24 protein-coding genes and 2 pseudogenes are annotated in these 22,264 nt (G+C 71.4%); 14 read left to right on the forward strand and 12 right to left on the reverse strand.

Annotation, left to right across the window (positions count from 1 at the left end):
• The first annotated feature begins 8 nt into the window (after window positions 1–8).
• A complete protein-coding gene (locus LN042_RS15465; protein ID WP_230051782.1) occupies window positions 9–485 on the forward strand; it encodes a GNAT family N-acetyltransferase in 477 nt (158 codons plus the stop codon).
• Window positions 486–492: 7 nt separating this feature from the next.
• Here the strand turns inward: LN042_RS15465 and LN042_RS15470 are convergent, their stop codons facing one another.
• Entirely contained in the window at window positions 493–1,002 is a 510-nt protein-coding gene (locus LN042_RS15470) for a hypothetical protein (RefSeq protein WP_230051783.1), read from the reverse strand.
• Window positions 1,003–1,147: 145 nt separating this feature from the next.
• Here LN042_RS15470 and LN042_RS15475 point away from each other — a divergent pair, with 145 nt between their 5' ends.
• Complete coding sequence (locus LN042_RS15475; RefSeq protein WP_230051784.1) at window positions 1,148–1,744, forward strand: TIGR03086 family metal-binding protein; 597 nt, start codon at window positions 1,148–1,150, stop codon at window positions 1,742–1,744.
• A gap of 68 nt (window positions 1,745–1,812) precedes the next feature.
• Here the strand turns inward: LN042_RS15475 and LN042_RS15480 are convergent, their stop codons facing one another.
• Window positions 1,813–2,427 (reverse strand): DUF4291 domain-containing protein, encoded by a 615-nt coding sequence (locus LN042_RS15480; protein WP_230051785.1) that lies wholly within the window; start codon window positions 2,425–2,427, stop codon window positions 1,813–1,815.
• A 148-nt stretch (window positions 2,428–2,575) separates the two neighbouring features.
• Here LN042_RS15480 and LN042_RS15485 point away from each other — a divergent pair.
• Window positions 2,576–3,280, forward strand: a pseudogene (locus tag LN042_RS15485) (helix-turn-helix domain-containing protein); the annotation flags it as partial.
• 14 nt (window positions 3,281–3,294) lie between these two features.
• On the opposite strand, the gene LN042_RS15490 reads toward LN042_RS15485, so the two are convergent.
• From LN042_RS15490 to LN042_RS15505, 4 genes are all read right to left on the reverse strand, one after another.
• Complete coding sequence (locus LN042_RS15490; RefSeq protein ID WP_230051786.1) at window positions 3,295–3,840, reverse strand: YciI family protein; 546 nt, start codon at window positions 3,838–3,840, stop codon at window positions 3,295–3,297.
• A gap of 165 nt (window positions 3,841–4,005) precedes the next feature.
• Window positions 4,006–4,848, reverse strand: coding sequence for an SAM-dependent methyltransferase (locus tag LN042_RS15495; protein ID WP_230051787.1), 843 nt, complete (start codon window positions 4,846–4,848; stop codon window positions 4,006–4,008).
• 128 nt (window positions 4,849–4,976) lie between these two features.
• Window positions 4,977–5,432: a VOC family protein gene (locus tag LN042_RS15500; RefSeq protein ID WP_230051788.1), complete on the reverse strand. Its 456-nt coding sequence runs from the start codon at window positions 5,430–5,432 to the stop codon at window positions 4,977–4,979.
• 149 nt (window positions 5,433–5,581) lie between these two features.
• Window positions 5,582–6,517, reverse strand: coding sequence for a LysR family transcriptional regulator (locus LN042_RS15505; protein ID WP_230051789.1), 936 nt, complete (start codon window positions 6,515–6,517; stop codon window positions 5,582–5,584).
• A gap of 71 nt (window positions 6,518–6,588) precedes the next feature.
• On the opposite strand from LN042_RS15505, the gene LN042_RS15510 reads away from it, so the two are divergent.
• From LN042_RS15510 to LN042_RS15520, 3 genes are all read left to right on the forward strand, one after another.
• Window positions 6,589–7,548, forward strand: coding sequence for a cyclase family protein (locus LN042_RS15510; protein WP_230051790.1), 960 nt, complete (start codon window positions 6,589–6,591; stop codon window positions 7,546–7,548).
• A 4-nt stretch (window positions 7,549–7,552) separates the two neighbouring features.
• The gene (locus LN042_RS15515; protein WP_230051791.1) at window positions 7,553–7,894 is read left to right on the forward strand and encodes a CBU_0592 family membrane protein; all 342 of its coding nucleotides are present in this window, start codon (window positions 7,553–7,555) and stop codon (window positions 7,892–7,894) included.
• Window positions 7,895–8,107: 213 nt separating this feature from the next.
• Window positions 8,108–8,644 carry a hypothetical protein gene (locus LN042_RS15520; protein ID WP_230051792.1) on the forward strand — a complete coding sequence of 179 codons (537 nt, stop codon included), beginning with the start codon at window positions 8,108–8,110 and terminating at the stop codon, window positions 8,642–8,644.
• 148 nt (window positions 8,645–8,792) lie between these two features.
• Here the strand turns inward: LN042_RS15520 and LN042_RS15525 are convergent, their stop codons facing one another.
• The 3 genes from LN042_RS15525 to LN042_RS15535 all read right to left on the reverse strand — a co-directional run bounded on the left by LN042_RS15525 (window position 8,793) and on the right by LN042_RS15535 (window position 10,807).
• Window positions 8,793–9,443, reverse strand: coding sequence for a response regulator (locus LN042_RS15525; protein ID WP_230051793.1), 651 nt, complete (start codon window positions 9,441–9,443; stop codon window positions 8,793–8,795).
• Window positions 9,431–9,823 carry a sensor histidine kinase gene (locus LN042_RS15530; RefSeq protein WP_230051794.1) on the reverse strand — a complete coding sequence of 131 codons (393 nt, stop codon included), beginning with the start codon at window positions 9,821–9,823 and terminating at the stop codon, window positions 9,431–9,433. The genes LN042_RS15525 and LN042_RS15530 overlap by 13 nt, the downstream gene beginning before the upstream one ends.
• 276 nt (window positions 9,824–10,099) lie before the next feature.
• Entirely contained in the window at window positions 10,100–10,807 is a 708-nt protein-coding gene (locus tag LN042_RS15535; protein ID WP_230051795.1) for a hypothetical protein, read from the reverse strand.
• 211 nt (window positions 10,808–11,018) lie between these two features.
• Between LN042_RS15535 and LN042_RS15540 the strand changes: the two genes are divergently transcribed.
• Window positions 11,019–11,720: a Clp protease N-terminal domain-containing protein gene (locus LN042_RS15540; protein ID WP_230051796.1), complete on the forward strand. Its 702-nt coding sequence runs from the start codon at window positions 11,019–11,021 to the stop codon at window positions 11,718–11,720.
• Window positions 11,721–11,829: 109 nt separating this feature from the next.
• Here the strand turns inward: LN042_RS15540 and LN042_RS15545 are convergent, their stop codons facing one another.
• The gene (locus LN042_RS15545) at window positions 11,830–12,330 is read right to left on the reverse strand and encodes a GNAT family N-acetyltransferase (RefSeq protein WP_230051797.1); all 501 of its coding nucleotides are present in this window, start codon (window positions 12,328–12,330) and stop codon (window positions 11,830–11,832) included.
• Between the two features lie 253 nt (window positions 12,331–12,583).
• Window positions 12,584–12,865: pseudogene (locus tag LN042_RS38015) on the reverse strand (Scr1 family TA system antitoxin-like transcriptional regulator); the annotation flags it as partial.
• A 101-nt stretch (window positions 12,866–12,966) separates the two neighbouring features.
• Between LN042_RS38015 and LN042_RS15550 the strand changes: the two are divergent.
• Complete coding sequence (locus LN042_RS15550; RefSeq protein WP_230051798.1) at window positions 12,967–13,182, forward strand: hypothetical protein; 216 nt, start codon at window positions 12,967–12,969, stop codon at window positions 13,180–13,182.
• Window positions 13,183–13,241: 59 nt separating this feature from the next.
• Window positions 13,242–13,442: a hypothetical protein gene (locus LN042_RS15555; protein WP_230051799.1), complete on the forward strand. Its 201-nt coding sequence runs from the start codon at window positions 13,242–13,244 to the stop codon at window positions 13,440–13,442.
• A 107-nt stretch (window positions 13,443–13,549) separates the two neighbouring features.
• Here the strand turns inward: LN042_RS15555 and LN042_RS15560 are convergent, their stop codons facing one another.
• Complete coding sequence (locus tag LN042_RS15560; protein ID WP_230051800.1) at window positions 13,550–13,861, reverse strand: cupin domain-containing protein; 312 nt, start codon at window positions 13,859–13,861, stop codon at window positions 13,550–13,552.
• 439 nt (window positions 13,862–14,300) lie between these two features.
• On the opposite strand from LN042_RS15560, the gene LN042_RS15565 reads away from it, so the two are divergent.
• The 5 genes from LN042_RS15565 (at window position 14,301) to LN042_RS15585 (ending at window position 22,243) form a co-directional block, all read left to right on the forward strand.
• Window positions 14,301–14,738, forward strand: a complete 438-nt coding sequence (locus LN042_RS15565; RefSeq protein WP_230051801.1) for a hypothetical protein — start codon at window positions 14,301–14,303, stop codon at window positions 14,736–14,738.
• A gap of 88 nt (window positions 14,739–14,826) precedes the next feature.
• Window positions 14,827–16,011 (forward strand): sensor histidine kinase, encoded by a 1,185-nt coding sequence (locus tag LN042_RS15570; protein WP_230051802.1) that lies wholly within the window; start codon window positions 14,827–14,829, stop codon window positions 16,009–16,011.
• Window positions 16,008–16,616: a response regulator transcription factor gene (locus LN042_RS15575; protein ID WP_230051803.1), complete on the forward strand. Its 609-nt coding sequence runs from the start codon at window positions 16,008–16,010 to the stop codon at window positions 16,614–16,616. The genes LN042_RS15570 and LN042_RS15575 overlap by 4 nt, the downstream gene beginning before the upstream one ends.
• Before the next feature lie 149 nt (window positions 16,617–16,765).
• Window positions 16,766–20,857 (forward strand): choice-of-anchor D domain-containing protein, encoded by a 4,092-nt coding sequence (locus LN042_RS15580; RefSeq protein WP_230051804.1) that lies wholly within the window; start codon window positions 16,766–16,768, stop codon window positions 20,855–20,857.
• A 129-nt stretch (window positions 20,858–20,986) separates the two neighbouring features.
• Window positions 20,987–22,243 (forward strand): glycosyltransferase, encoded by a 1,257-nt coding sequence (locus LN042_RS15585; protein ID WP_230051805.1) that lies wholly within the window; start codon window positions 20,987–20,989, stop codon window positions 22,241–22,243.
• Window positions 22,244–22,264 lie beyond the last annotated feature (21 nt).

The following is a 22,264-nucleotide window of genomic DNA, read 5'->3' on the forward strand; positions in this document are numbered from 1 at the left end:
ATGACCGCATGATCGTCAGACTGGCGCGTGAGCAGGACTTCGACGGCTTCCTCGACCTGGCGGGCCAGGTCGAGCAGTGGTTCGGCCCGATGGTCGGCGACGCCGGGTTCCACGAGGCGGTGCGCAAGAACATCCGCCGGTCGACCGCGCTGGTCGCCGCCTCCCCGGCCTCGGACCGGCTGCACGGCGCGCTGCTGTTCGGTGCGCAGCCCCCGACGTACCACTTGCACTGGCTGGTCGTCGCCGAGGGGGAACGCGGGAACGGCACCGGCCGCGCCCTGGTGGAAGACGCCGTCCGCAGGTTCGTGGCCGCACCGGGCACGCTCGAGGTGGTGACCTTCGGTGCCGACCACCCGGGCGCGGTGGCCGGCGGCTCCCGCGTCTTCTACGAGCGCCTCGGGTTCACCCCGGCCGAGGCCGCCGGGCCCGGTCCGGAGGGCGGCTCCCGGCAGGTCTACCGGCGCAGAGTGTCAAGCCATGACTGACGTCGCGTCAGCTGCGCAGTGAGCGGGCGAAGTCAGCCAGCGCCGTGAAGTCCCCGTCGCGCAACCCGATCCTCGGGTTGACGTGGTGCAGCAGCGCGGGCCCATGATGGTGAGCGGCCACATACGCTTCGTCCGCCTCCCTCAACTCGTCGTCCACCCAGGCGAACGGGCGGCCGGCGGCGTACTCCACCACCCGCTCGGTCTTCCAGTGCACGCCGTCGGGGCGCTCCTGGAGGAGGGCGGTGCCGAAGTCGATGTGGGGGAGCTCGGGCAGGTCGACGGCCGGGCTGACCCAGCGGTTGGCGTGAGCCTCCCAGGCGGTGGCCCAGCACAGCTCGAATTCCAGCGCCAGCAGCGCCGCACCATGGTCCGGGTTGAGCCACACCCGTAGCGTGGCACCGGGTTCCCGTATGCGCGGCACGCGCAGGGTGAGGTACCCCGGTGGGCGCCTTTCGGGTTCGGCCGCGTAGGGGTTGAGCGGGCCGTCGACGTCGAGGAGGAGCAAGGGGCGGTCCATGTCCCCATGCGTACCGCCGTTCGGCCGATCCGGGAAGGCCCGAACGCGTCGAGGCCGGTGAAGACGCTCGGGGCGGCCGACAATGGGGACGTGTGACCACGGCATCCCGCAAGCGTGCCCCGGCAAGGACGGAGTCGGTGACCTCGTGACCCTGGACCTCGCACCCGCGACCAGCGCACTCGCCGCCCTCATCCGCGAGGTGAAGGACGGCCAACTGACCGCGCCCACCCCGTGCGGTGGCCTCACGGTCGGCGAACTGCTCGATCACATCGACGGGTTGAGCATCGCCTTCGCCGCGGCCGGCGCCAAGGAGGACCGCTCGGACGGTGGCCGGCCCCGCACGCCGGACGCGAGCCGCCTCGGCGCGGACTGGCGTGACCGGCTCGCGGCCCAACTCGACGCCCTGGCCGAGGCTTGGCGCCCGGCCGACGCCTGGCGGGGGACCGCCCGGGTGGGTGGGGGCGAGATGCCGGCCGAGGTCGCGGGGGCCGCGGCCGTGGACGAGGTGCTGGTGCACGGCTGGGACTTGGCCGTCGCCACCGGTCAGCGGTTTCCGGGCGAGGACCCGGCGCTGGCCGAGGCGTTGGAGACGGCGTACGCCTGGGTCCGCACGGTGGTCGAGCAACAGCCGAACGGCAGCCCTGGGCTCTTCGGTGCCCCGGTACCGGTGGCGGCGGACGCTCCGCTGGCGGACCGGTTGATCGGCTTGACGGGTCGTCGACCCGAGCACGCTTCCGCATGACAACGCGTGGGCGCGGCAGCCTGGTTGTTCTCGCGGTAGGCGGGCAAGCGGAGGCGGGCAGCCCGGTGTCAGCCGCGCAGCGCACCCAGCAGCTCGTCCCCGGCGGGGTACGGCCCGGCGGTCGGCAGTAGGCGCCCGGCGGCGGCCAACTGCCCTTCGCGGACCAGCTCGTGGATCTGCCGGGCCAGCGGCGTCACATCGGTGATGGCGGTGACCCACTCGTCGGCGTACCGGTGCGCGGCCTCACCGGCCAGGCCCAGCTGCAGGGAGCGGTACGGGAGCGGCTGCAACCGCAGGTCCCGTTCCGGGTCCCACTGCACGCGGGCCGGGGAGCGCTTCAACTGCCGCTGCCAGGAGACCCGGTCGGTGTGCAGGCCGGGCTGGTAACTGGACAGGCAGGCGTTCCGCAGTGCCCAGTCGAAGCCTTCGCGGCTGATCTCGACGGCGAGGACGGTCTCCTGCCCGTCCTTGGTGCCCCAGCCGCAGCGGTACATCATCCAGAGGAAGGAGGGCTTGATCCAGGTCATCCGGTCACGCTTCCAGGCCGCCGGGAAGCGGCCGTCGCGCGCCGCCGCCAGGCCGATCTCCGGCCGGTAGGCCTGGTAGACGGTGACGGTGTCCGCGGTGTGGGTCGCGCGGATGCGGTACTTGGGTTCGTCCACCAGGACGTCGGGTTCTTCCATGACCTGACGAGCATGGAGCCCGCGCTCCCGAACGGCCACTGAATTATCCCCGCCGGCCGCACGGGCGCCCCGGCTACCGCAGCTCCACCGAGATGTGCGAGGACAGCGCGCTCAGGAACTCCGGCGCGTCGAAGACCTCGCCCGCGGAGACCTGGTCGACGCGGTGCGCGCGGCCCACCAGGCCGGCGCCCGCGTGGTATCCCTCTGCACGGGCGCGTTCGTGCTGGCCGCCGCCGGCCTGCTGGACGGCCGGCGCGCGACCACGCACTGGGCCCACAGCGACGTGCCGGCCGCCAGGTACCCGCAGGTCACGGTCGACCCCGACGTCCTCTACGTGGACAACGGCAGCGTGCTCACCTCGGCTGGCAAGGCCGCCGCCAGGGACCTCTGCCTGCACCTGGTCCGCCTCGACCACGGCTCGACCACCGCCAACCGGCTCGCCCGCCGCCTGGTCGTGCCGCCCCACCGGGACGGCGGCCAGGCCCAGTTCATCACCACCCCGATGCCCGCTCCGGACAACCGCCCGCTCGCCGACCTCTTTCCCTGGGCCCTCGAACGGCTAGACCAGCCGCTCACCGTCGAGGACTTGGCCCGCCAGGCCCGGATGAGCCCACGCCACCTGGGCCGCCACTTCAGGACGGTGACCGGCACCACCCCGCTGCAGTGGCTGCTGACCCAACGCATCCGCCGCGCCCAGGAGTTGCTGGAGACCATCGACCACAGCGTGGACAACATCGCGGAGGCGACCGGCCTGGGCACCGCCACCACGCCGCGCCGGCACTTCAACCGCCCGGTCGGCGTGCCGCCGGACAGCTACCGCCGCACCTTCCGCTCCCGCGCCCGGCTGCGGTGATGGCGGAGCGGAGGTTAGCGCCGCCCGCCGAACTCCCAGTTGTGCACCTCGACTTCGGCATACCGCTCCGGCGCCAGGACGGCGCGTGCCGCCGCCGCGGCCGGCGCCCGGACCAGCGCCGCCGTGCCCAGCAGGTGCGCGCCGTCATCGGACAGCAGCGGGCCGTAGGCGATCAGGTCGCCCTGCTCCGCCGGCAGGCCGGCTTCGACGGCACCCACCGGGCCCAGCCCGAGCACCAGATACCGGTGGCCGCCGCTCGAACCCCCGGGGAACTCCCACATGGTGCGCCCCAGCAGGTTGCGCCACCGCCGGATCAGCACGTCACGGTACACCCCCGCCTGGTAGTTGGGCTCGTCGAGTGCGAACGCCCGGGCGGCGGCCGGGTCCGGCAGGTCGACGATGTGCACACTGCCGGTGGCCGCCCCCTCGTCGGTGAGCGTCGGGCCACGGGCGATCAACTCGGCGGCGTACTGGTCCATGTAGGACCAGTGCTGCTCCACGAGGCGGCGGCGCAGGCCCCCGGAGTCGGCACGGTCGCGGTGGTAGATGAAGAACTCCATGCCTGGAGGATCTCAGTGAGCGGGCACCCGGGGCGAGTCGGTTTGCCGGTCGGCGTCCCCTGGGCCGACCGGGAGCCGAAGCACTCGGTGGCATGAAGGCGCCTCCCCGCGGCCCCCGAGTACGTGGAGTTCGACGCGCCCTGAAGCCGAACCACCGTGCCCGCGTCACCGCTTGCGGGCCACTCCGGACCAGTAGTAGGCGGCGGTGGGGTCGGCGGGCGGTTCGCCGTCCGGGCGCCAACCCATCACGGGAACCACACCGGGCTCCAGGAGCTCCCAGTCACCGAAGAACCGCGCCACCTGCTCGCGGGTGCGCGGCACCAGGGTCATCTGCCCCTTGCCCGCGGCCTCGACCACCGCGGCCATCGCGGCCGGGTCGAAGTCCCAGCCGGGATGGGTGATCGCCACGTAACTGCCCGGCGCCAGGGCGTCCATCAGCACCCGGGCCCGGGCCCAGGGGTCGTCCTCGTCGGCGATCAGCATGAGGACGGCCACCAGGGTCAGACCCACCGGGCGGTCCAGGTCCAGGGTGCGGAGCAGAACGGGATCGGTGAGGATCTTCTCCGGCTCCAGCAGGTCGGCGTGGATGTAGGCGGTACGCCCCGAACCGGTGCTGTCCATCAACGCGCGGGCGTGCGCGAGGACGATCGGGTCGTTGTCGACGTAGACCACCCGGCTGTCGGCAGCCACGGCCTGGGCGACCTCGTGCGTGTTCCCCTCCGTGGGGATGCCGGTGCCGATGTCGAGGAACTGGCGGACACCCGCCTCACCGGCCAGGTGACGCACGGCCCGGCCGAGGAACCGGCGGTTCTCCCGCGCCATGACCTTGATGCTCGGGATCGCCTCCTCGAACGCCTCGCCCAGGGCCCGGTCGGGCGGAAAGTTCGTCTTGCCGCCGAGCCAGAAGTCGTACATCCGAGCCGAGTGCGGAACGTCGACCCGAAGGTCCACCGGCGCCGCCACCGAATCGTCGATCCCGCGCCTCATCCAGCCGGTGCCATCCGTCACAGCGCCCACCCCTGTTCGCTCGGAAGTCTGCTGACGGTAAGTCAGCACGCTGATACTAGAGCGGCCACAGCCGCGGGGGCGACGGCTGCGGCCGGTCGGGCGGGCGCCGGGAGCCGGAGCGGTCGCTCTCAGACGACGCAGAACTCGTTGCCCTCCGGATCCTGCAGCAGGACGGCGTACTGCCCCGCGTCCGGTTCATCCGTGATCCGGAGCACGCCGGCGCCGGCTTCGACCAGCCGTTCCACCGTGCCGGCGACCCGCTGGGTGCGGACCGCCAACGGGATGTCGCGCCCGCCGCCGACCCTCAGGTCGAGGTGGATCCGGTTCTTGGCGGCCTTGGGTTCCGGAACCTGCTGGAACCACACCCGCGGCCCGTGCCCTGCCGGATCGACGATCGACTCCGGGGCATCGCCCGCACCGACGGGCAACTCCTCCTCGGGCACCCCGATGGCTGCCCAGTACTCCCGCCACGTGGCATGGCCACCCGGCGGAGGCTCGGGTACGTACCCGAGAGCTTCGCTCCAGAACGCCACCAGCCTCTGTGGGTCGGCGCAGTCGATCGTCAGTTGCAGCGTCATCTCCATGGCGGGAGCCTGGCAGACACCTCTGACACTGGGACCACGGTCATGGTGGGGGCCGGACCCGGACGTCCCCGGCTCGGGTCGCCGTCCGTGCGTCAGGTGGCCTCGCCGGCCGGCGGTTCCAGCCTCAGCGCCGTCGCCGGGGCAGCCCGTCAGATGGCTTCGCCGGCCGGCGGTTTCAGCCTCAGCGCCGTCGCAGCCTGACGCAGAGCCGCGACCACGGCGTCCGTCAGTGGGTCGGGGCCGGAGCCCGAGGAGCGTCGGAGCGCGGCGATGCGTCGGTGGCCGGCGACGGGCAGGGCGGGGAGTTCGACGAAGTCGGCGCGGGCGCCGCCCAGGGCCAGGGTGGGGACGATCGCCGCGCCGAGGCCCGCCGCCACGAGGGCGAGAACAGTGGGGAACTCCACGGCGGTGTGCACGCGGCGCGGGCTGAAGCCGTACTCGGCGCAGATCCGCTCCAGCGCCCGCCCGCAGGCGCTCCCGGGAGGTCCGGCCACCCACGGACGGTTCGCCAGGTCCTTGACGCTGCCGGGCGCAGGTGACCAGTCGGCGGGCAGCACGACGCGGTACTCGTCGTCGGCGACCGGCGCGGCGGAGAGACCGGCCGGGGCCGCGGTGGTGCCGGGACCGCCCACGTCGTACTCGGTGACCACCAGGTCGAGCCCGCCGGTCCGCAGCTCGCGCAGCGCCGCGGGGCCCTCCAGTTCCACCACCCGAGGCTCCAGCTCCGGCTGCTCGTCGGTGAGTCGACGCAGCGCTGGGACCAGGAGGTGGCAGATGGCCGAGGAGAACCCGGCGATGACGACCGGGCCGGTCACCCGCCCGCTCGCCTGGGCGAGTTCGCGGCGCGCCTCGGCCAGCTCCTGCTCGATCCGCTCGGCGCGGGCGGCGAGGAGCTGCCCGGCGGGGGTGAGCCCGGCCCGGCGCCGGGAGCGGTCCACCAGCGGCTGGCCGACCTCCCGCTCCAGTTGGGCGAGTTGCTGCGAGACCGCCGAGGGGGTCAGGTGCAGCAGTCGCGCCGCGTCCACCACGCCGCCCCGCACGGCCACCGCGTGGAGCACCCGGAGACGTCTGGGGTCGAGTTCCATAACCCTGACTGTAGCGGCACTTAAGAAATCCTCGATTGTCCTCCAGTGCAGCTTCAGTGATCATCGAGGACATGGAGACCGAGAACATGGACCAGGACCCCGGCCGTGCCGACGGCGGGCAGTGGCGTGCGCAGTTCGACGCGGACGTGGTGTTCGCCAACGGCGGCGGCCTGCAGACCCGGGAGTTCAGGCTGGACGTGCCCGGCCCGGACCTCGCCGACGACGAACTCGCCGAACTCTTCGTGCGACACCTCGGGCTGCTGATGGTCGAAACGGTGCGCATCAGCGGCAAGCGGATGCTGCGCGAACCGCACAAGGGCGGTCGTGGCACCGGCGGGGCGGCCCCGCGGGCGGCAGGCCGCCGGACAGTGGAGCTCAGCCACCCGATCCGGCACGGCATGGTCACCCTTCCTGGCCTGCCCACGCCCGAGATCAGCGACCACCTCTCGCGAGAGGCCTCCCGCGACCACTACGCGCCCGGCACCGAGTTCCACATCGGCCGGATTTCGATGGTCGCCAACACCGGCACCTACCTCGACAGCCCCTTCCACCGCTTCGGTGACGGGCTGGACCTGGCGGGACTGCCCCTCGACGGGCTGGTCGACCTGGACGGGCTGGTGGTCCGGGTCACCGGTGCGCAAGGCCGCGCCGTCGACCGGAACGCGCTGCTGCCGTACCAGGTCACCGGCCGGGCGGTGCTGATCCACACCGGCTGGGACGGGCACTGGGGAACCGACCGCTACGGTTCGGGCGGCCACCCCTTCCTCACCGCCCGGGGCGCCGCGTGGCTCGCCGATCAGCGGCCCGCGCTCGTGGGCATCGACTCGCTGAACATCGACGACACCGAGGACCCGACCCGACCCGCCCACACCACCCTGCTGGCTGCCGGCATCCCGGTCGTGGAACACCTGCGCGGCCTGGCGCAGTTGCCCGTGGATGGCTTCCGCTTCCACGCCGCGCCGCCTGCCGTCGAGGGCATGGGCACCTTCCCGGTCCGCGCCTACGCGGTGCTGCCCGGCGAGGAGCGGTAGCCGGATGGGCGCCGCGGTCACCGCCGTCGGATGGCTCGGAGCCGGGCTGCTGCTCGCCGCCTACGCCCTCGCGTCGACCGCGCGCATCCGCGCCGCGGGCTCCGGGTTCCAACTCCTCAACCTGCTCGGCTCCGCCGCGCTGACGGTCAACTCCGGGTACCACCACGCCTGGCCGTCCGCGGTGCTCAACGGCGCATGGATCGCCGTCGGGGCCGTCGTGCTGGCCCGCCGCAGTACCCCGCTCGCCGCACGCCGCGGTACCCCGCCCGCCGCACGCCGCGGTACCTCGCCCGCCGCACGCCGAGGCCGGGCGGGTGCCGGAACGGCACCGGGCGACGTGGGCTGACCCCCTTGGGTCCGGGCCCAGCTCCGGCGCAAGGGTTCGAGTTGCGTCCGTCCGTTCCGAACTGGCGGGCGGAAGGGGCGACTTGATGGGCGGTCGCCGCAGGCGGCACCATCAGGATTCACCGGCTCCTTCGCACGGAGGGATACGCTACGAACGCGCGTCGCTACCCACTGCGGCTGCTGCGGCTGCTGTGGCTGCTTGAGGAGGAGTCCTGTGTCATCGCCTTGTGATCCCGAGTACGCTCCCGTCGGTGACGTGGGTGCCGCGCTCATGGTGATCGACTCGCAGCTCAAGGCCATCTACGACGGCAGGACCGAGAGGGACCTCGAACAGCGGCAGATGGTCGACCAGTTCACCGCGTCCATGGACCGGGCCGGATTCGACGCGCTGCTGGACGGCGCGTGCACGTTCATCTACATGTACATGCGGTGGCTGCGGCTGGCCTGCGAGGACCATGACGAGGACGTCATCGAGTACGTGGTGCCCAGCCTCGTGGCCACGATGCGCATGATGCCCAGGACCTTCCGGCCCGAGGTCATTCCGACCATGACCGGCCTGCTCATCGCCGCGGCCACCGGCCTGAGCCCCAATCTGTGGCGCGCGCAGTACGGTGACTGGACGCGTGCCGAGATGACTCCCCTGGAAGCCACGGCCGTCCTGCTCGCGGAGCGCATCAACCGGATCACCCAGGACAACGACTTCGCTGCCCGCATGATCACCGACGCCCTGTCCAGGGCGGACCAGGACTGATGCGCTGCCCCTGCCCCGGCCCGGGGTAGCGGTCGGCTGTACTGCCCCTGCCCCTGCCCCTGCCCCTGCCTGCTCCTGCCGCTGCCCCTGCCTGCTCCTGCTCCTGCCCCTGCCGCTGCCCGGGCGTGGGCGTGGGCCGGCGGTCGGCTCAACGTCCGTGGCGGCTGAGATAGGTGAGGACCGCGAGGACCCGGCGGTGGCCGCTGTCGGCCGGCGAGAGGCCGAGCTTGGCGAAGACGTTGCCGATGTGCTTGTGGACGGCGTTGTCGGTGATGACGAGCCGGGCCGCGATCGTGGCGTTGTCCTTGCCTTCCGCCATCAGGGCGAGGACTTCGCGTTCCCGTGGCGTCAGCGCGGCGATCGGGTCGTGGGCGTGACCGGTGAGGAGTTGCCCGATCACCTCGGGATCCATGACGGTACCGCCGGCGGCGACCCGCCGCAGCGCGTCGATGAACTCGCTCACCCGGCTCACCCGGTCCTTGAGCAGGTAGCCGACGCCGCCGCGCTTGTCGGAGACCAGCTCACCGGCGTACTGCTGCTCGACGTACTGGGACAGGACGAGCACGGGCAGGCCGGGGTGCCGGCGGCGGGCCTGGAGGGCGGCGTGGATGCCCTCGTCGCGGAAGGTCGGCGGTAGCCGCACGTCGACGATGGTGACGTCCGGTCGGTGTTCGGCGACGGCGGCGAGGAAGCCGGGGCCGTCCTGGGCGATCGCGGCGACGTGGAAACCCTTGGTGGTCAGCAGGAGTTCCAGCCCGTTGGACAGCAGGACGTTGTCCTCCGCGATCACGACCCGCATGCCAGGCCCACAGTGATCGTGGTCGGACCGCCGCCGGGGCTGTGGAGGTGGACGCTGCCGTCGAGCGCCAGGACACGGTGGCGGATTCCGGCGATGCCGGTACCCAGCGTCTCGTCGGCGCCGCCGACTCCGTCGTCGATGACCTCGATCGACAGCCGGTCACCGTCGCGGGCGACGCGGACGGCGGTCCGGGTGGCCCGGCTGTGCTTGGCGGCGTTGGTGAGCGCCTCGGCGATCGTGAAGTACGCCACGGCCTCGACGGCGGCGGGGACCGTGCCGAGGTCGCCGATGTCGAGGGTGGTGTCGATCGCCGAACGGGCCGCCAGCGCGGCCAGGGAGAACCCCGCATCTGCCGCAGTGGCGCAGCGGGCAGGATTCACCCCCGGCCGGCAGACGCAAAGCAAGGGCGGCACACGGTTCGACTGGTACACCCGGGACCTACGCGCCGCCCTCCAGTGACGGCCGGCAGTTACGGGACAACAGTTCCTGGGCGCGGCGATCACGCATTGGACGAAACCGGCGTTTGTGCGCCGGGCATCCTGTTCGTGCTGTCCACCGGCATCACCTGGCATCGACTGGCGCTGGACTTCGGCTGATCGATTCAGCGATGCGACGGTCGGTGGCCACGGATGCCCGGCGCCCCGGGGTGGGGGTGGTCACAGGAAGATCCGGACCACCAGTGATGCGAACCCGCCGAGTGCGTACACGAGTGCGCTGTAGGTGGTGAACGGGAACAGGCGGTAGTGCTGTCGGACCTTCAGGAAGAAGGCACCCGCTACGAGGAGCATCCCCACGGCGTAGACCAGGCCGACGGGGGACCGGTCGAGCCCGGCGTACGCCAGGACGGTCACTGCGTACACGGCCGCGTTGAGCACGAGGGCGGCCGGTGATCCCTGGGCGGACGATTCGTCCGGGTTCCTGCTCTCGATCGCCAGCAGGCTCGTGTTCATCAGCAGGGCACCGGCGAAGAACATCGTGTTGCCGGTGTAGAAGTCGTTGAAGAAGAGGCCTCCGCAGAGGTCTCCGGTGAAAGCGTTGGCGTCGCAGTGCTCGTTGAAGGCGGCCGAGGCCATCTCGTGCAGGCCGTTCCCGGTGGCGTAGAAGTACGTGCCGATGACGAAGGCGAGGAAGAGCCACTTCCCCTCCCTCGACCGCAGGGCCGAGAAGTCGCGGGAGACCTCCCGGAAGATGAGCGCCGGAACGATCACCGTGAGCGGGATCAGCACGGTCAGCTGGACCAACTCGTGGAGGCGTAGGAAACCGTACGGCTGGAGCAGGACCCGGGTGGTGAACGAGAAGCGTTCGACGGCGACGAGCACGACGGACAGGGAGGTGAGCGTGAACAGCAGATTCATCCGGCTCATGGCGCGCATGGCATCGAGACCTTCCGGGGTGGGGCGGCGACGGCGGGTTCGGCACGCTTGACGTACCGCCGCGGCCTCCCGTTCAGCCGTCGGGCCAGTTGATGACAGGCCGTCGATCCCGCTTGGGCCCTGGCTGCGAGAAGGGCTGAGGGCCGAGCGGTGCGTCAATTGAGGCTTGACGACTGATGAAGCGTCAACTTACGCTTGACGCATGACTCCACTCCACATCAGCCTCGCCGACCTGATCGCCCGGCTCGACGAGGAACTCACCGACGCCAACGACCTGGCCCGCATCAGCGAGGCGCAACTCCGTGCCCAGACCCTGTCCGATCTCGGTGACCAGCTCATCGACCACTACGTCGTCAAGGCCAGGCAGGCCGGCGCGTCGTGGACCCAGATCGGCGACGCCATCGGGGTGACCAAGCAGGCCGCCCAGCAACGCCACGCACCCGCCGCGTTCCAGCGGTTCACCAACTTGAACCGGCACAGCATCGTGCTGGCGCAGGAGGCCGCCCGAACGTACAAGCACGACTTCATCGGCACCGAACACATGCTGCTCGGTCTGCTCGGCGAACCGCAGGGCCTGGCGTACGAGGTGCTGGTGGCGAAGGGCGAGTCGGAGCAGCGCGTCCGCGACGCGATCGAGGAAGCGATGCCGCCGACCGGGCAGAAGGCGCTGCGCGGTCACATCGCGTTCCGGCCGGAGAGCAAGGAGGCCATCGAGCAGGCGCACCGCGCGGCGGCCGACTTCGGCCACGACTGGGTCGGCACGGAGCACACACTGCTGGGCCTGATCCGCACCGGGGAGGGTCTGGCCGCTCGGATCCTGCGCGACCTCGGCTTCACATCGGACGAGCTGCACGAGACGGTCAAGGCCGAGATCGCCAAACGGTCCGCCGCGCACGACAAGTAGGGCCGGCCGCCGGCCTCGTGGCGCCGGTGTGGAAGTCTGTCGACACGACTCACGATGATCAACGGTGGCCGCGGCCATCCCGCAGCCGGTCCACCGGCAAGACCGCGGTCTACGGTTGGAGTGCCAGGTCGCGCTGGTACCAGGTGCCTGGCTTGCCGCCGAGGTCGGCCGGGTCTGCCGGGCCGACCGGGACGAACCCGGCCTTGGTCAGCACCTTCTGGGACGCGGCATTGGCGTGGGCGGCGGCTGCCCGGAGTGTGCGCAGCCCGTGCCGCGCCGCCGCCAGCCGGCACAACTCCCGGACCGTCGCCGTCGCTACGCCGCGGCCGGCGACGTGCTGCGCGACCCGGTAACCGAGGTCGGCAGTGCCGTCCTCGAAGTCGTACAGGTTGAACCGGCCCAGAACCGATCCATCCTCGGCGACCAGCGCGTAAAAGGCGCAGATACCAGCCTCTTGCTCAGCCAGCAAGGCGCTGTACCGGTCGGCGAACTGGTCGTAGAACTCGTCGCCCCGGTCGGGAACCGAGGCAGCGAAGTAGGCACGGTTCGCCAGCTCGAAGGCCAGGACCGCCGGGGCATGGCCGGCATCCAACTGCTTCAGCTCGGGCACGGCGCCACTCTACCCGGGCGGCACGCCGAGGCCACCCGAGTTTTGACACCAGCGGCAGACAAGCCCCAAGGCCGTGGCACATCGCGATCCACAGCTGGAGCACCAAGCCCGAACAACACTGACGGCCCGTCGGCTCGCCCGGCGGGCCGTTTCCGTTTCTTCGAGCTGGTGGCGGACACGCCCCGCGGCCGACCGTCGCGTCGGGTGGGCGCTGGGTTCCACCGCCGGAGCCGGTCCCTTTGAACTGGTCTTCCCAGTTGCGGGCCGTCTTGCCGTCTCGTTCCAGGAAGCCCCGCAGCTGGCACTCGGAGTAGGCCGCCACCGAGCGATCGGGCATGGTCAGCAGGGTGACCATCATGGTGAACGGCAGCTCCGAGGCCAGCCTGAACGGAGCGATCTGGATCGTCACATTGGGCCGGTCGGTCAGCTCTTCGATGCGGTGGAGCTGACGACGCATCACCGCCGGGCCTCCGACCGGGCGCCGGATGGCTCCCTCATCCAGGACCACATGCAGCAGCGGGGCACTTGCCCGCATGCTCGGGGGGAACTCCCAGGTGGCGCCGTGACCACCACCCGCGCACCCGGTGAACCGCCGCTCGGCGCGACCACGTGCCGCCACTCCCGAAGGGCCCGCCGGTGACCGGCGGTCGGCAGATCCCCACGCCGCCCATCACCAAGTGGCGGCCGGGTCGTTGTCACTGCTGCGGCCGCCCCACCCTGGTCGCCCCGGGCCCGGTGATCACCGTCGACAGCGGTACCCAAGTCGCCGTTCCCTGGTGCCTGTTCGGCTTCGAGCGGGCCAACCGCATGCTGCGTCGCGCCGCGTTGAGCGAAGCGCCGCACCGCTACTGACCCGACTCGCCTCTCCCATTCCCAACTCCGAAAACCCTGTACGAAAGGCAGCCCCCGCAATGAGCTCCCCCGAGCCCGGCCACACCCTCGACGACCCGTTCGACCGCCACACCGCGCTCGCCGACCTGCGTGCCCTCGGCCGCAAACTCGACGCCCTGGCCGCCGAGAAGGGTCCCTGTCCCGAGATCGACGCCACCCTCGCCGCGATGAAGCAGCTGCACGCCCGCATCACCGCTGATCTGGCCGCCGCCACGCCCTGAGCGGCCCGCGCGCTGCCCGCATCGCCGCCCCCGGAACGCGGTCCCGCATCGGCCCGCCCCCACCCGGCTTGCGCCGGGTGGGGGTCCGATCGCCACCAGTCACATCGTCAGTCGCTGTCCCGCTTCTCGACGACCAGGACGCGGGCCTGCGGGGTGGGGCGGGCGACGTGTGCGTCGCCGGGTTCCACGCAGCACACCCGGCCCGGTGTGAGGCGTTCGACGTGCTCGACGCCGTCGACGCGGTAGTGCATGTCGACCGCTCCGTCGAGGACGACGAACACCTCCGGCCCGTCATTGACGTGCCATTCGTAGGGCTGGTCGGTCCAGTGCAGCCGGACCGTCGCGTCGTCCAGGGCGGCGAGGTCGATCGCCCCCCAGGGGTGGTCGGCGGTGAAGGAGGAGGCATCGATGAATCGCACGGGAGGTCTTCCGGTTCGGGGGCCGTGCAGTCGGCCCGGGCGATCCATCGTGCGACGGAGTTGCCGCCGCGGCGACCGGCAGGAATGCCATAGTCCATCGAGATCCTGCCACGCCCCTTCGGCGGAGGAAGCCACGGCGGCTGAAGGCCCAGCCCGTGTTCGGCCGGGGGAGCGGGAGCACCGGGGCGGCTCGTCGAACCGCCGTTATTGGCGTGCCCAGCTCGGTTGGGGGGCAGTATCGTTGTCGCCAACTGCCGTTGGCTGGGCGGCACCGCGTTCCACGTCCGAAGTCAGCCGGGCCGCCTGCCGCCCGGCTGGGAGTTGACGGTCCATGAGGAACGAGCTGACGTAACGCCTGCCGCCCCGCTGACATTTGTCATGGGACTCCCGTGCGTCGGCACACTGCCCGATCTCCCGCACTCCGACCAGGATGGAACCCATGAGCTTCAGCAACACGAACCAGAGCGGCCACGGTGGCCTGACCCACCCGGACACCGTGCGTGCGTTCCGTACCGTCCGGCAGCTGGTGATCGCCTACCTCGGGCTGAGTCTGGTCACCCTCGTCGTCATCTTCGCCATGAAGGGCGACCACTCGATGGTGAACCAGGCGGTCATGAGCCGGGGGATCGGCGTCGCGATCAGTGCCGTGCTGACGTTCGTCTTCACCGCCAAGGCGGCGGCCGGGTCGCGCGGGGCGTTCCGGCGGCTGCGGTTCCTCTCGCCGATCCTGGTGGCGGTCATCGTCGTCATCGTGGCGCTGCCGGGGACGTACCCGCTGTGGATGAAGATCGAGCAGGTCGCCTGCGGGCTGCTGCTGCTCGGGGTGGCCGTCGTCACCAACGGGCGGCACCTGCGGACGCTGTTCGCGACGCTCTGACCAGGGCGTTCCGGGCGAGCGCGGCGGCCGACGGGAGAAGGGCGACTCACGCGTGAACAGCGACCCGAGCGTGAAAGGCGACCCGAGCGTGAGAACCTGCGACGACCGGTGGGCCCAGAACGAGGCCAAGGCCCAAGTCCAGGTCCAGGTCCAGGCCCAGGCCCAGGGCGCAGGCGAACCGCTGCCCCGCGACTCGGCGCGCTGGACGCACGGCTGGCGGCGGGTGGTGCTGGCCAACGGGATGCTGGTCTACCCGGGGCTCGCCGCGGTCGGGGTGTCGCAGCACTCCCACGGGGCCGGTGCGATCGCGGGCTACGTGATCGTGGCGGCGTTCTGCGCCGCCTACCTGGGCGCCATCGGCGCGGTGGTCATGAACCGGCAGCGCCGGGCCGTGGTGCTGATGGGGGTGCTGGCGGTGCTCTTCCTCGCCACGCTGCCGTTCGCCCACGAGGACGCCTTCTTCCTGGCCACCGTCATCGTCGCGTACTTCACCGCGTTCCGGCGGCGGTACGCGGCGCGGGTGATGGTGGTGGGGACGCTGGGCGCGCTGCTGGTGCCCTGGGCGGTGCGCCCGTGGCACACCGGTCCGGCCTTCTTCCAGGCACTGGGGCTCCTCTTCAGCACTCTGGTGGTGGGCGCGTTCGCCGAGATCGCCGAGACCAACCGGGCGCTGGTGGCGGCCCGGGCCGAGGTGGCGCGGCTGGCGTCGGAGGCGGAGCGCAACCGGATCGCCCGCGATCTGCACGACCTGCTCGGCCACTCGCTGACCGCCATAACGGTGAAGAGCCGCCTGGCGCAACGCCTCGCGCCCAAGGACCTCGAGCAGGCGCAGGCGGAGATGGCCGGGGTGGAGGGCCTCTCCCGGCAGGCGCTGGCCGATGTGCGGGCGGCCGTGTCGGGCTACCGCGAGGTGACGCTGGCCGCGGAGCTGGCGCGGGGGCGGGAGTTGCTGCGGGCGGCCGGGGTGGTGGCCGACCTGCCGACGACCACCGAGATGGTGGCGGCCGGCGACCGGGAGCTGTTCGGCTGGGTGGTGCGCGAGGGGCTGACCAATGTGGTGCGGCACTCCCGGGCGACCAGGTGCACGGTCGCCGTCACCGCCTCCTCGGTGGAGATCGGCGACGACGGGGTCGGGGGCGCGGTGGCCGGGGTCGGCAAGGGGCTGACCGGGTTGCGTGAGCGGGTGGCGGCGGCGGGCGGTACCGTCGAGGCCGGGCCGGTGAGCCCACACGGTTGGTGGCTGCGGGTGAGGCTGGGGAGAGACGCGGTATGACGATCCGTCTGCTGTTGGCGGACGACCAGGAACTGGTCCGCACCGCGCTGCGGGCGCTGCTCGACCTGGAGGACGACTTCCGGGTGGTGGCCGACGTCGGCCGCGGTGACCAGGTGGTGGCCGCGGCCCGTGAGCACGGGCCGCACGTGGCGCTGCTGGACATCGAGATGCCGGGGCTGGACGGGTTGGCCGCCGCCGCGGTGCTGGCCGAGCAACTGCCGGACTGCAAGGTGGTGATGCTGACCACCTTCGGGCGGGCGGGGTACTTGCGGCGGGCCATGGAGGCGGGGGCGGTGGGCTTCGTGGTGAAGGACGCGCCGGCCGAGGTGCTGGCGGACGCCATCCGGCGGGTGGCGGCGGGGGAGCGGGTGGTGGATCCGGAGCTGGCCGCGGCGACCCTGGCGGCGGGGGCGTCGCCGCTCACCGCCCGGGAGCGGGACGTGCTGAACGCCTCCCGGTCGGGCGCCGGCGTGGCGGAGATCGCCGGGAAGCTCTACCTGTCGGAGGGGACGGTCCGGAACTACGCCTCCTCGGCCATCGCCAAGACCGGCACCCGCAACCGCACCGAGGCGCTGCGGGTCGCCGACGAACGCGGCTGGCTCTGACCAGTGGTTCACCCATCCCTCAGACGCCCGCTGGATGTCCAAGAGTTGACCAAACGTCATACACATGATCTGACGTATCGCTAACTTGGGCTCCTCTGCACAGTCGTCCGGACTCGTACCCGTCCGGACCCCAGGGGGGTTCCACACACATGAAAGTCCTGTTCAACCATGCCCGGCGCCGCACGACCGCCGCGCTGCTCGGCACGGCCCTGCTGGCGCTCGGCACCACGGCGCTCGGCGTCACCGGGCCGACCGCCGCGCACGCCGACTCCGGCACCATCTCGGTCGACGGCTACCGCACCGGCTGGGACCAGAACGAGCCGGGGCTGACGCCGGCCCAGGTCAGCTCCTCGGACTTCGGCCAGCAGTTCTCCAGCGCGGTCGACGGCCAGGTCTACGCCGCGCCGGTGGTGCTCGGCAACACCGTGGTCGTGGCGACGGAGACCAACCACGTCTACGGCATGGACGCCACCACCGGCGCCGTCAAGTGGACCGACGCCTACGGCGCGCCCTGGCCGGCCTCGGGCGAGACCACACCGGGTGCCAGCTGGTCCTGCGGCGACCTGGCCCCCTACATCGGGATCACCTCCACCCCGGTCTACGACCCGGCCAGCGGCTACCTCTTCCTCACCTCCAAGGAGGACGGCGGCCAGTACCACCAGGCCCCGGTCTGGAAGATGCACGCGATCGACCCGGCCACCGGAGCGGAGAAGCCCGGTTTCCCGGTGCAGATCGGCGGTTCGCCGAGCAATGACCCGACCGTGGTGTTCAACCCGGTCGAGGAGGGCCAGCGGCCGGGGCTGCTCCTGCTGAACGGCGTGGTGTACGCGGGCTTCGGCTCGGTCTGCGACCACGGTGCCTGGCGCGGTTACGTCGCCGGGGTCTCCACCGCCGGCACCCAGACCGCGCTGTGGGCCGACGAGACCGGCACCAGCAACCACGGCGGCGGCATCTGGGACTCCGGCGGCGGCCTGGTCGCCGACGCCCAGGGCCACATCATGTTCTCCACCGGCAACGGCGTCTCGCCGCCGCCCGGCCCGGGCACCAGCCCGCCGAGCACCATGTCGGAGTCGGTCATCAGCCTGGGCGTGCAGCCCGACGGTTCGCTCAAGGCGACCGACTACTTCAGCCCCTCCGACGCCACCCTGCTGGACACCAACGACCGCGACCTGGGCTCGGGCGGCGTGATGGCCATCCCCGACGGCTACGGCACCCCGGCCGTACCGCACCTGGCGGTGGAGGAGGGCAAGGACGGCCGGATCTTCCTGCTGAACCGGGACAATCTGGGCGGCCACTCGCAGGGCCCGAACGGCACCGACGCGAACGTGCAGACCCTCGGCCCCTACAACGGCTGCTACTGCCACCCGGCGTTCTGGGGCGGTGACAGCGGCTACGTCTACTACTCCGGCAACGGCGGCCCGATGCAGGCCTTCAAGCTCGGCACCGCGGGCAACGGCACTCCGGCGCTCGCCCTGGTCGGCCAGGGGAAGATCAACTTCGGCTACCTGAACGAGGGCTCGCCCGTCGTCAGTTCGGTGGGCACCACGGCCGGTTCGGCCACCGTCTGGGTGGAGAAGGCCAATGACATGTACGGCAACGGCGGCACGCTGTACGCGTACAACGGCACGCCCAACGCCGACGGTTCGCTCAGCCTGCTCTGGTCGGGGCCGATCGGCACCGCCAGCAAGTTCACCACCCCGACCACCAGCAACGGCCACGTCTACATCGGCACCCGGGACGGCCACCTGCTGTCCTTCGGCCGCCCGGCGGCCTCCGCGCTGACCGGCTCCCCGGTGGCGCTGGGCAGCGTCAACGTCGGCGCCAGCGGCTCCGGCACGCTCACCGTGACCGCCACCCAGGCGCTCACCGTCAACGGCGTCAGCACCGCCGCGCCGTTCGCGGTCACCGCACCGGCCCTGCCGCACACCATGGCCGTCGGCGACACCCTGTCGATTCCGGTCAGCTTCACGCCGACCGCGGCCGGCGCCACCTCGGGCATCGTCAACCTGGCCACCAGCGCGGGCACGGTGGGCTTCTCGGTGACCGGCTCCGGGGTGAAGGCCGGGTTCGCCACCGAGCCGTCCGGCGTCAGCTTCGACGACGAGCCGACCGGTGTGCCGAACGCCACCAGCGTGCAGTTCACCAACACCGGCACCGGCAGTGAAACGATCACCGCGGTCGGCACTCCGGCCGCGCCGTGGAGCGTCAGCGGGGCACCGGCCGTCGGCACGGTGATCCCGCCCGGCGGCTCGTTCATCGTCAGCGTCACCTACGACCCCACGGCGGCCGGCACCGACAACGACGCGTTCTCGGTCACCTCGACCTCGGGCACCTTCACGGTGCCGCTGAACGGCACCGCCGTCACCGGGCAGGGGCACCTCACCATCACCCCCGGCACCCTGGCCTTCGGGTCGGTCCCGGTCGGCACCACCTCGCAGCAGTTGAGCTTCACCGTCACCAACGACGGCAACATCCCGGTGACGTTGAACAAGGCCAAGGCGCCGGTCGGCACCTTCAGCAGCCCCAACGCGATCGCCGAGGGCACCGTGATCGGCCCCGACCAGTCGATCGCCGTCCCGGTGGTCTTCTCGCCCACCACCGCGGGCGCGCTGTCGGACAGTTACGAAGTCACCGGCAACACCGGGCAGGGCGACATGTACGTCCAGCTGACCGGTACCGGACTTGCCAACCTGCCGGCTCCGCCCACCGGTTGGCACACCAACGGCAGCGCCACCCAACCCACCGCGGGCGCCGTGCAGTTGACCGCCGCCACCACCCAGCAGTCCGGCTCCGCCTTCTACACCTCGCCGGTCACCACCGACGGCCTGACCGCCTCCTTCACCGCTCGACTGGGCGGCGGCAGCGGCGGTGACGGCATGACCTTCGCCCTGGTCGACGCGACCAAGGGCAGCGCCACCGCCACCGGTGTGGGCGGCGGCGGGCTCGGCTTCTCCGGGCTGCCCGGGCTCAGCGTCGACCTGGTCAGCTCGTGGAGCGGCCAGACCGGAACGGGCAACTTCGTCGCAGTCGCAGCCGGGCCGGGCAGCGGCAAGGACAACCTGACCTACCTGGCCTACGCCAAGGCGCCCAGCGATCTACGCACCGGCACCCACACGGTCGCCGTCACGGTGGCCGGCGGGCACGTCAAGGTGTCGCTGGACGGCACCGCGCTGCTGGACTACGTGCCGGTCACCGGAACGATCCCGGCCGCCGCCTACGCCGGATTCACCGGCTCCACCGGCGCCTCCACCGACGTGCACACCGTCAGCAACGTGGTGATCACCCCGCCGGGCACCACCGCCGGCACCCCCCAGCCGCTCACCGCGACGCCGTCCGCCGTGGCGTTCGGCTCGGCGACCGTGGGCAGCACCGCCAACCAGTCGGTGACGCTGACCAACAACGGCACCGCCACCGAGACGGTCAGCGGCAGCACCGCCCCGGCCGCCCCGTTCGGCGCCACCCTGCCGGCCAACGGCACCGCCGTGCCGGTCGGCGGCACCATCACCGTTCCGGTCACCTTCGCCCCGACCCTGACCGGCGGCCAGAACAGCAGCTTCACCCTCACCACCACCAGTGGCACGGTCACCGTCTCGCTCTCCGGCACCGGGCAGCCGGCCACCACCGGTGGTGGCACCCTGCCCGGATTCACCGACAGCTCCTGGCAGTTGAACGGAGTCGCGGTGGACAACGCGGGCACCGTCAACCTGACCACCGACGGGCAGCACTCCGCCTCCGGGTCGGTCGTCAACAGCAAGGCGGTCTCTCCACTCGGCCTGCACGCCACCTTCACCGAGCAGATCAGCGGCACCAGTGGTTCACCCGGTGACGGCCTGACCTTCTCGCTGCTCGACGCCGCCGGCAACGGCTCCAACGCGCTGGGCAGCGCCGGCAGCGGGCTCGGCGTCGGCGGGCTGAACGCCGTGGTCACCGGGCTCTGCGTGTTCGGCAACTTCGGGGTCAACACCGCGCCGGTGCTGGGAGTCGGCACCACCGCGGCCGGCAGCTCCGGGATCACCCCGCTGGCCGCCGACACCACCATCCCGGCCCTGCAGGGCAGCAGCCATCAGATCGACATCACCATCACCACCGCCAGCCACCTGGTGGTGAAGATCGACGGCACCCAGCAGGTGGACGTTCCCGTCACCCTGCCCAGCAAGGTGCTCACGGCGTTCACCGCGGGTGTGGGAGCCTCCAGCGACACCTTCGCGGTCTCCGCGCCGACGATCGCGTACACCTCCTGATCCGTCCTGAAACAAGTCGCAACCGGAGGGTCAAAAGCAGGTGAAACCGCCCCTCGGCACCGAACCTTCGTCAATAATCCATAGTCGGACCGGGGAAACGACCGGTTCGTGCTGGGGGGACCACCTTTCATGATTTCAGCAGTCATAGTGCTGTGCTCACTCATGCTCTTCGCCGTCGCCGTGTTCACCCTCTGGTGGATGCTGCACGCGTGGCGCACACCGGAGACACTCGCCGCGACCAAGTTCGCCGACCCCGACGGGACCGGGGCGCTCTCCTTCTCACTGCTGGTGCCGGCCCGCCACGAGCAGGCCGTCCTGGAACGCACCGTGCTGCGCCTCCTGGAGTCCACGCACCCGGACTTCGAGGTGATCGTGATCGTCGGGCACGACGACCCGGACACCGCCGAGGTGGCGCACCGGCTGGCCGCGCGCCACCCCGAGCAGGTCTTCGTGGTCACCGACACCCACGAGAAGAAGAACAAGCCGAAGGCGCTCAACTCGGCGCTGCCCACCTGCCGGGGGGACGTGGTGGGCGTCTTCGACGCCGAGGACCAAGTCCACCCGGACCTGCTGTCCCACGTCGACCACGCGTTCCGCGACACCGCGGCCGACGTGGTGCAGGGCGGCGTGCAGCTGATCAACTTCCACTCCAGCTGGTACAGCCTGCGCAACTGCCTGGAGTACTTCTTCTGGTTCCGCAGCCGGCTGCACCTGCACGCCGCCAAGGGCTTCATCCCGCTGGGCGGCAACACCGTCTTCGTGCGCACCGACCGGCTGCGGGCCAACGACGGCTGGGACCAGAACTGCCTCGCCGAGGACTGCGACCTGGGCGTGCGGCTGTCCAGCCAGGGCGCCAAGGTCGTGGTGGCCTACGACTCCGCGATGGTCACCAAGGAGGAGACGCCGGACTCGGTGCTCTCCCTGTTCAAGCAGCGCACCCGGTGGAACCAGGGATTCCTCCAGGTGTACCGCAAGCGGGACTGGCGCTCGCTGCCCAGTGTGCGGCAGCGGATGCTGGCCCGCTACACCCTCGCCACGCCCTTCGTGCAGGCCTTCTCCGGCCTGCTGATCGTGGTCGGGATCGCGATCGCGCTCCTCACCTCGGTGCCCGACGTGGTGGCGATGGTCTCGTTCTCACCGCTGATCCCGATGGTGGCGATGTTCGCCTTCGAAGCCGTCGGACTGCACGACTTCGGCAAGCAGTACCAGTTGACGATCAGGCCGTCGCACTACGCGAAGCTGATCATCGGAGGCCCGTTCTACCAGTTGATCCTGGCCGGTGCCGCGATCCGCGCGGTCTGGCGCGAGATGCGCGGGCGCAAGGACTGGGAACTCACCCGCCACGTCGGCGCCCACCTGGGCGTCGAGGCGGGCACCGCCTCCTGACCGGGGAAGGAACCCAACCCG

This window comes from Kitasatospora humi, from assembly GCF_020907985.1.
Lineage (GTDB): Bacteria > Actinomycetota > Actinomycetes > Streptomycetales > Streptomycetaceae > Kitasatospora > Kitasatospora humi.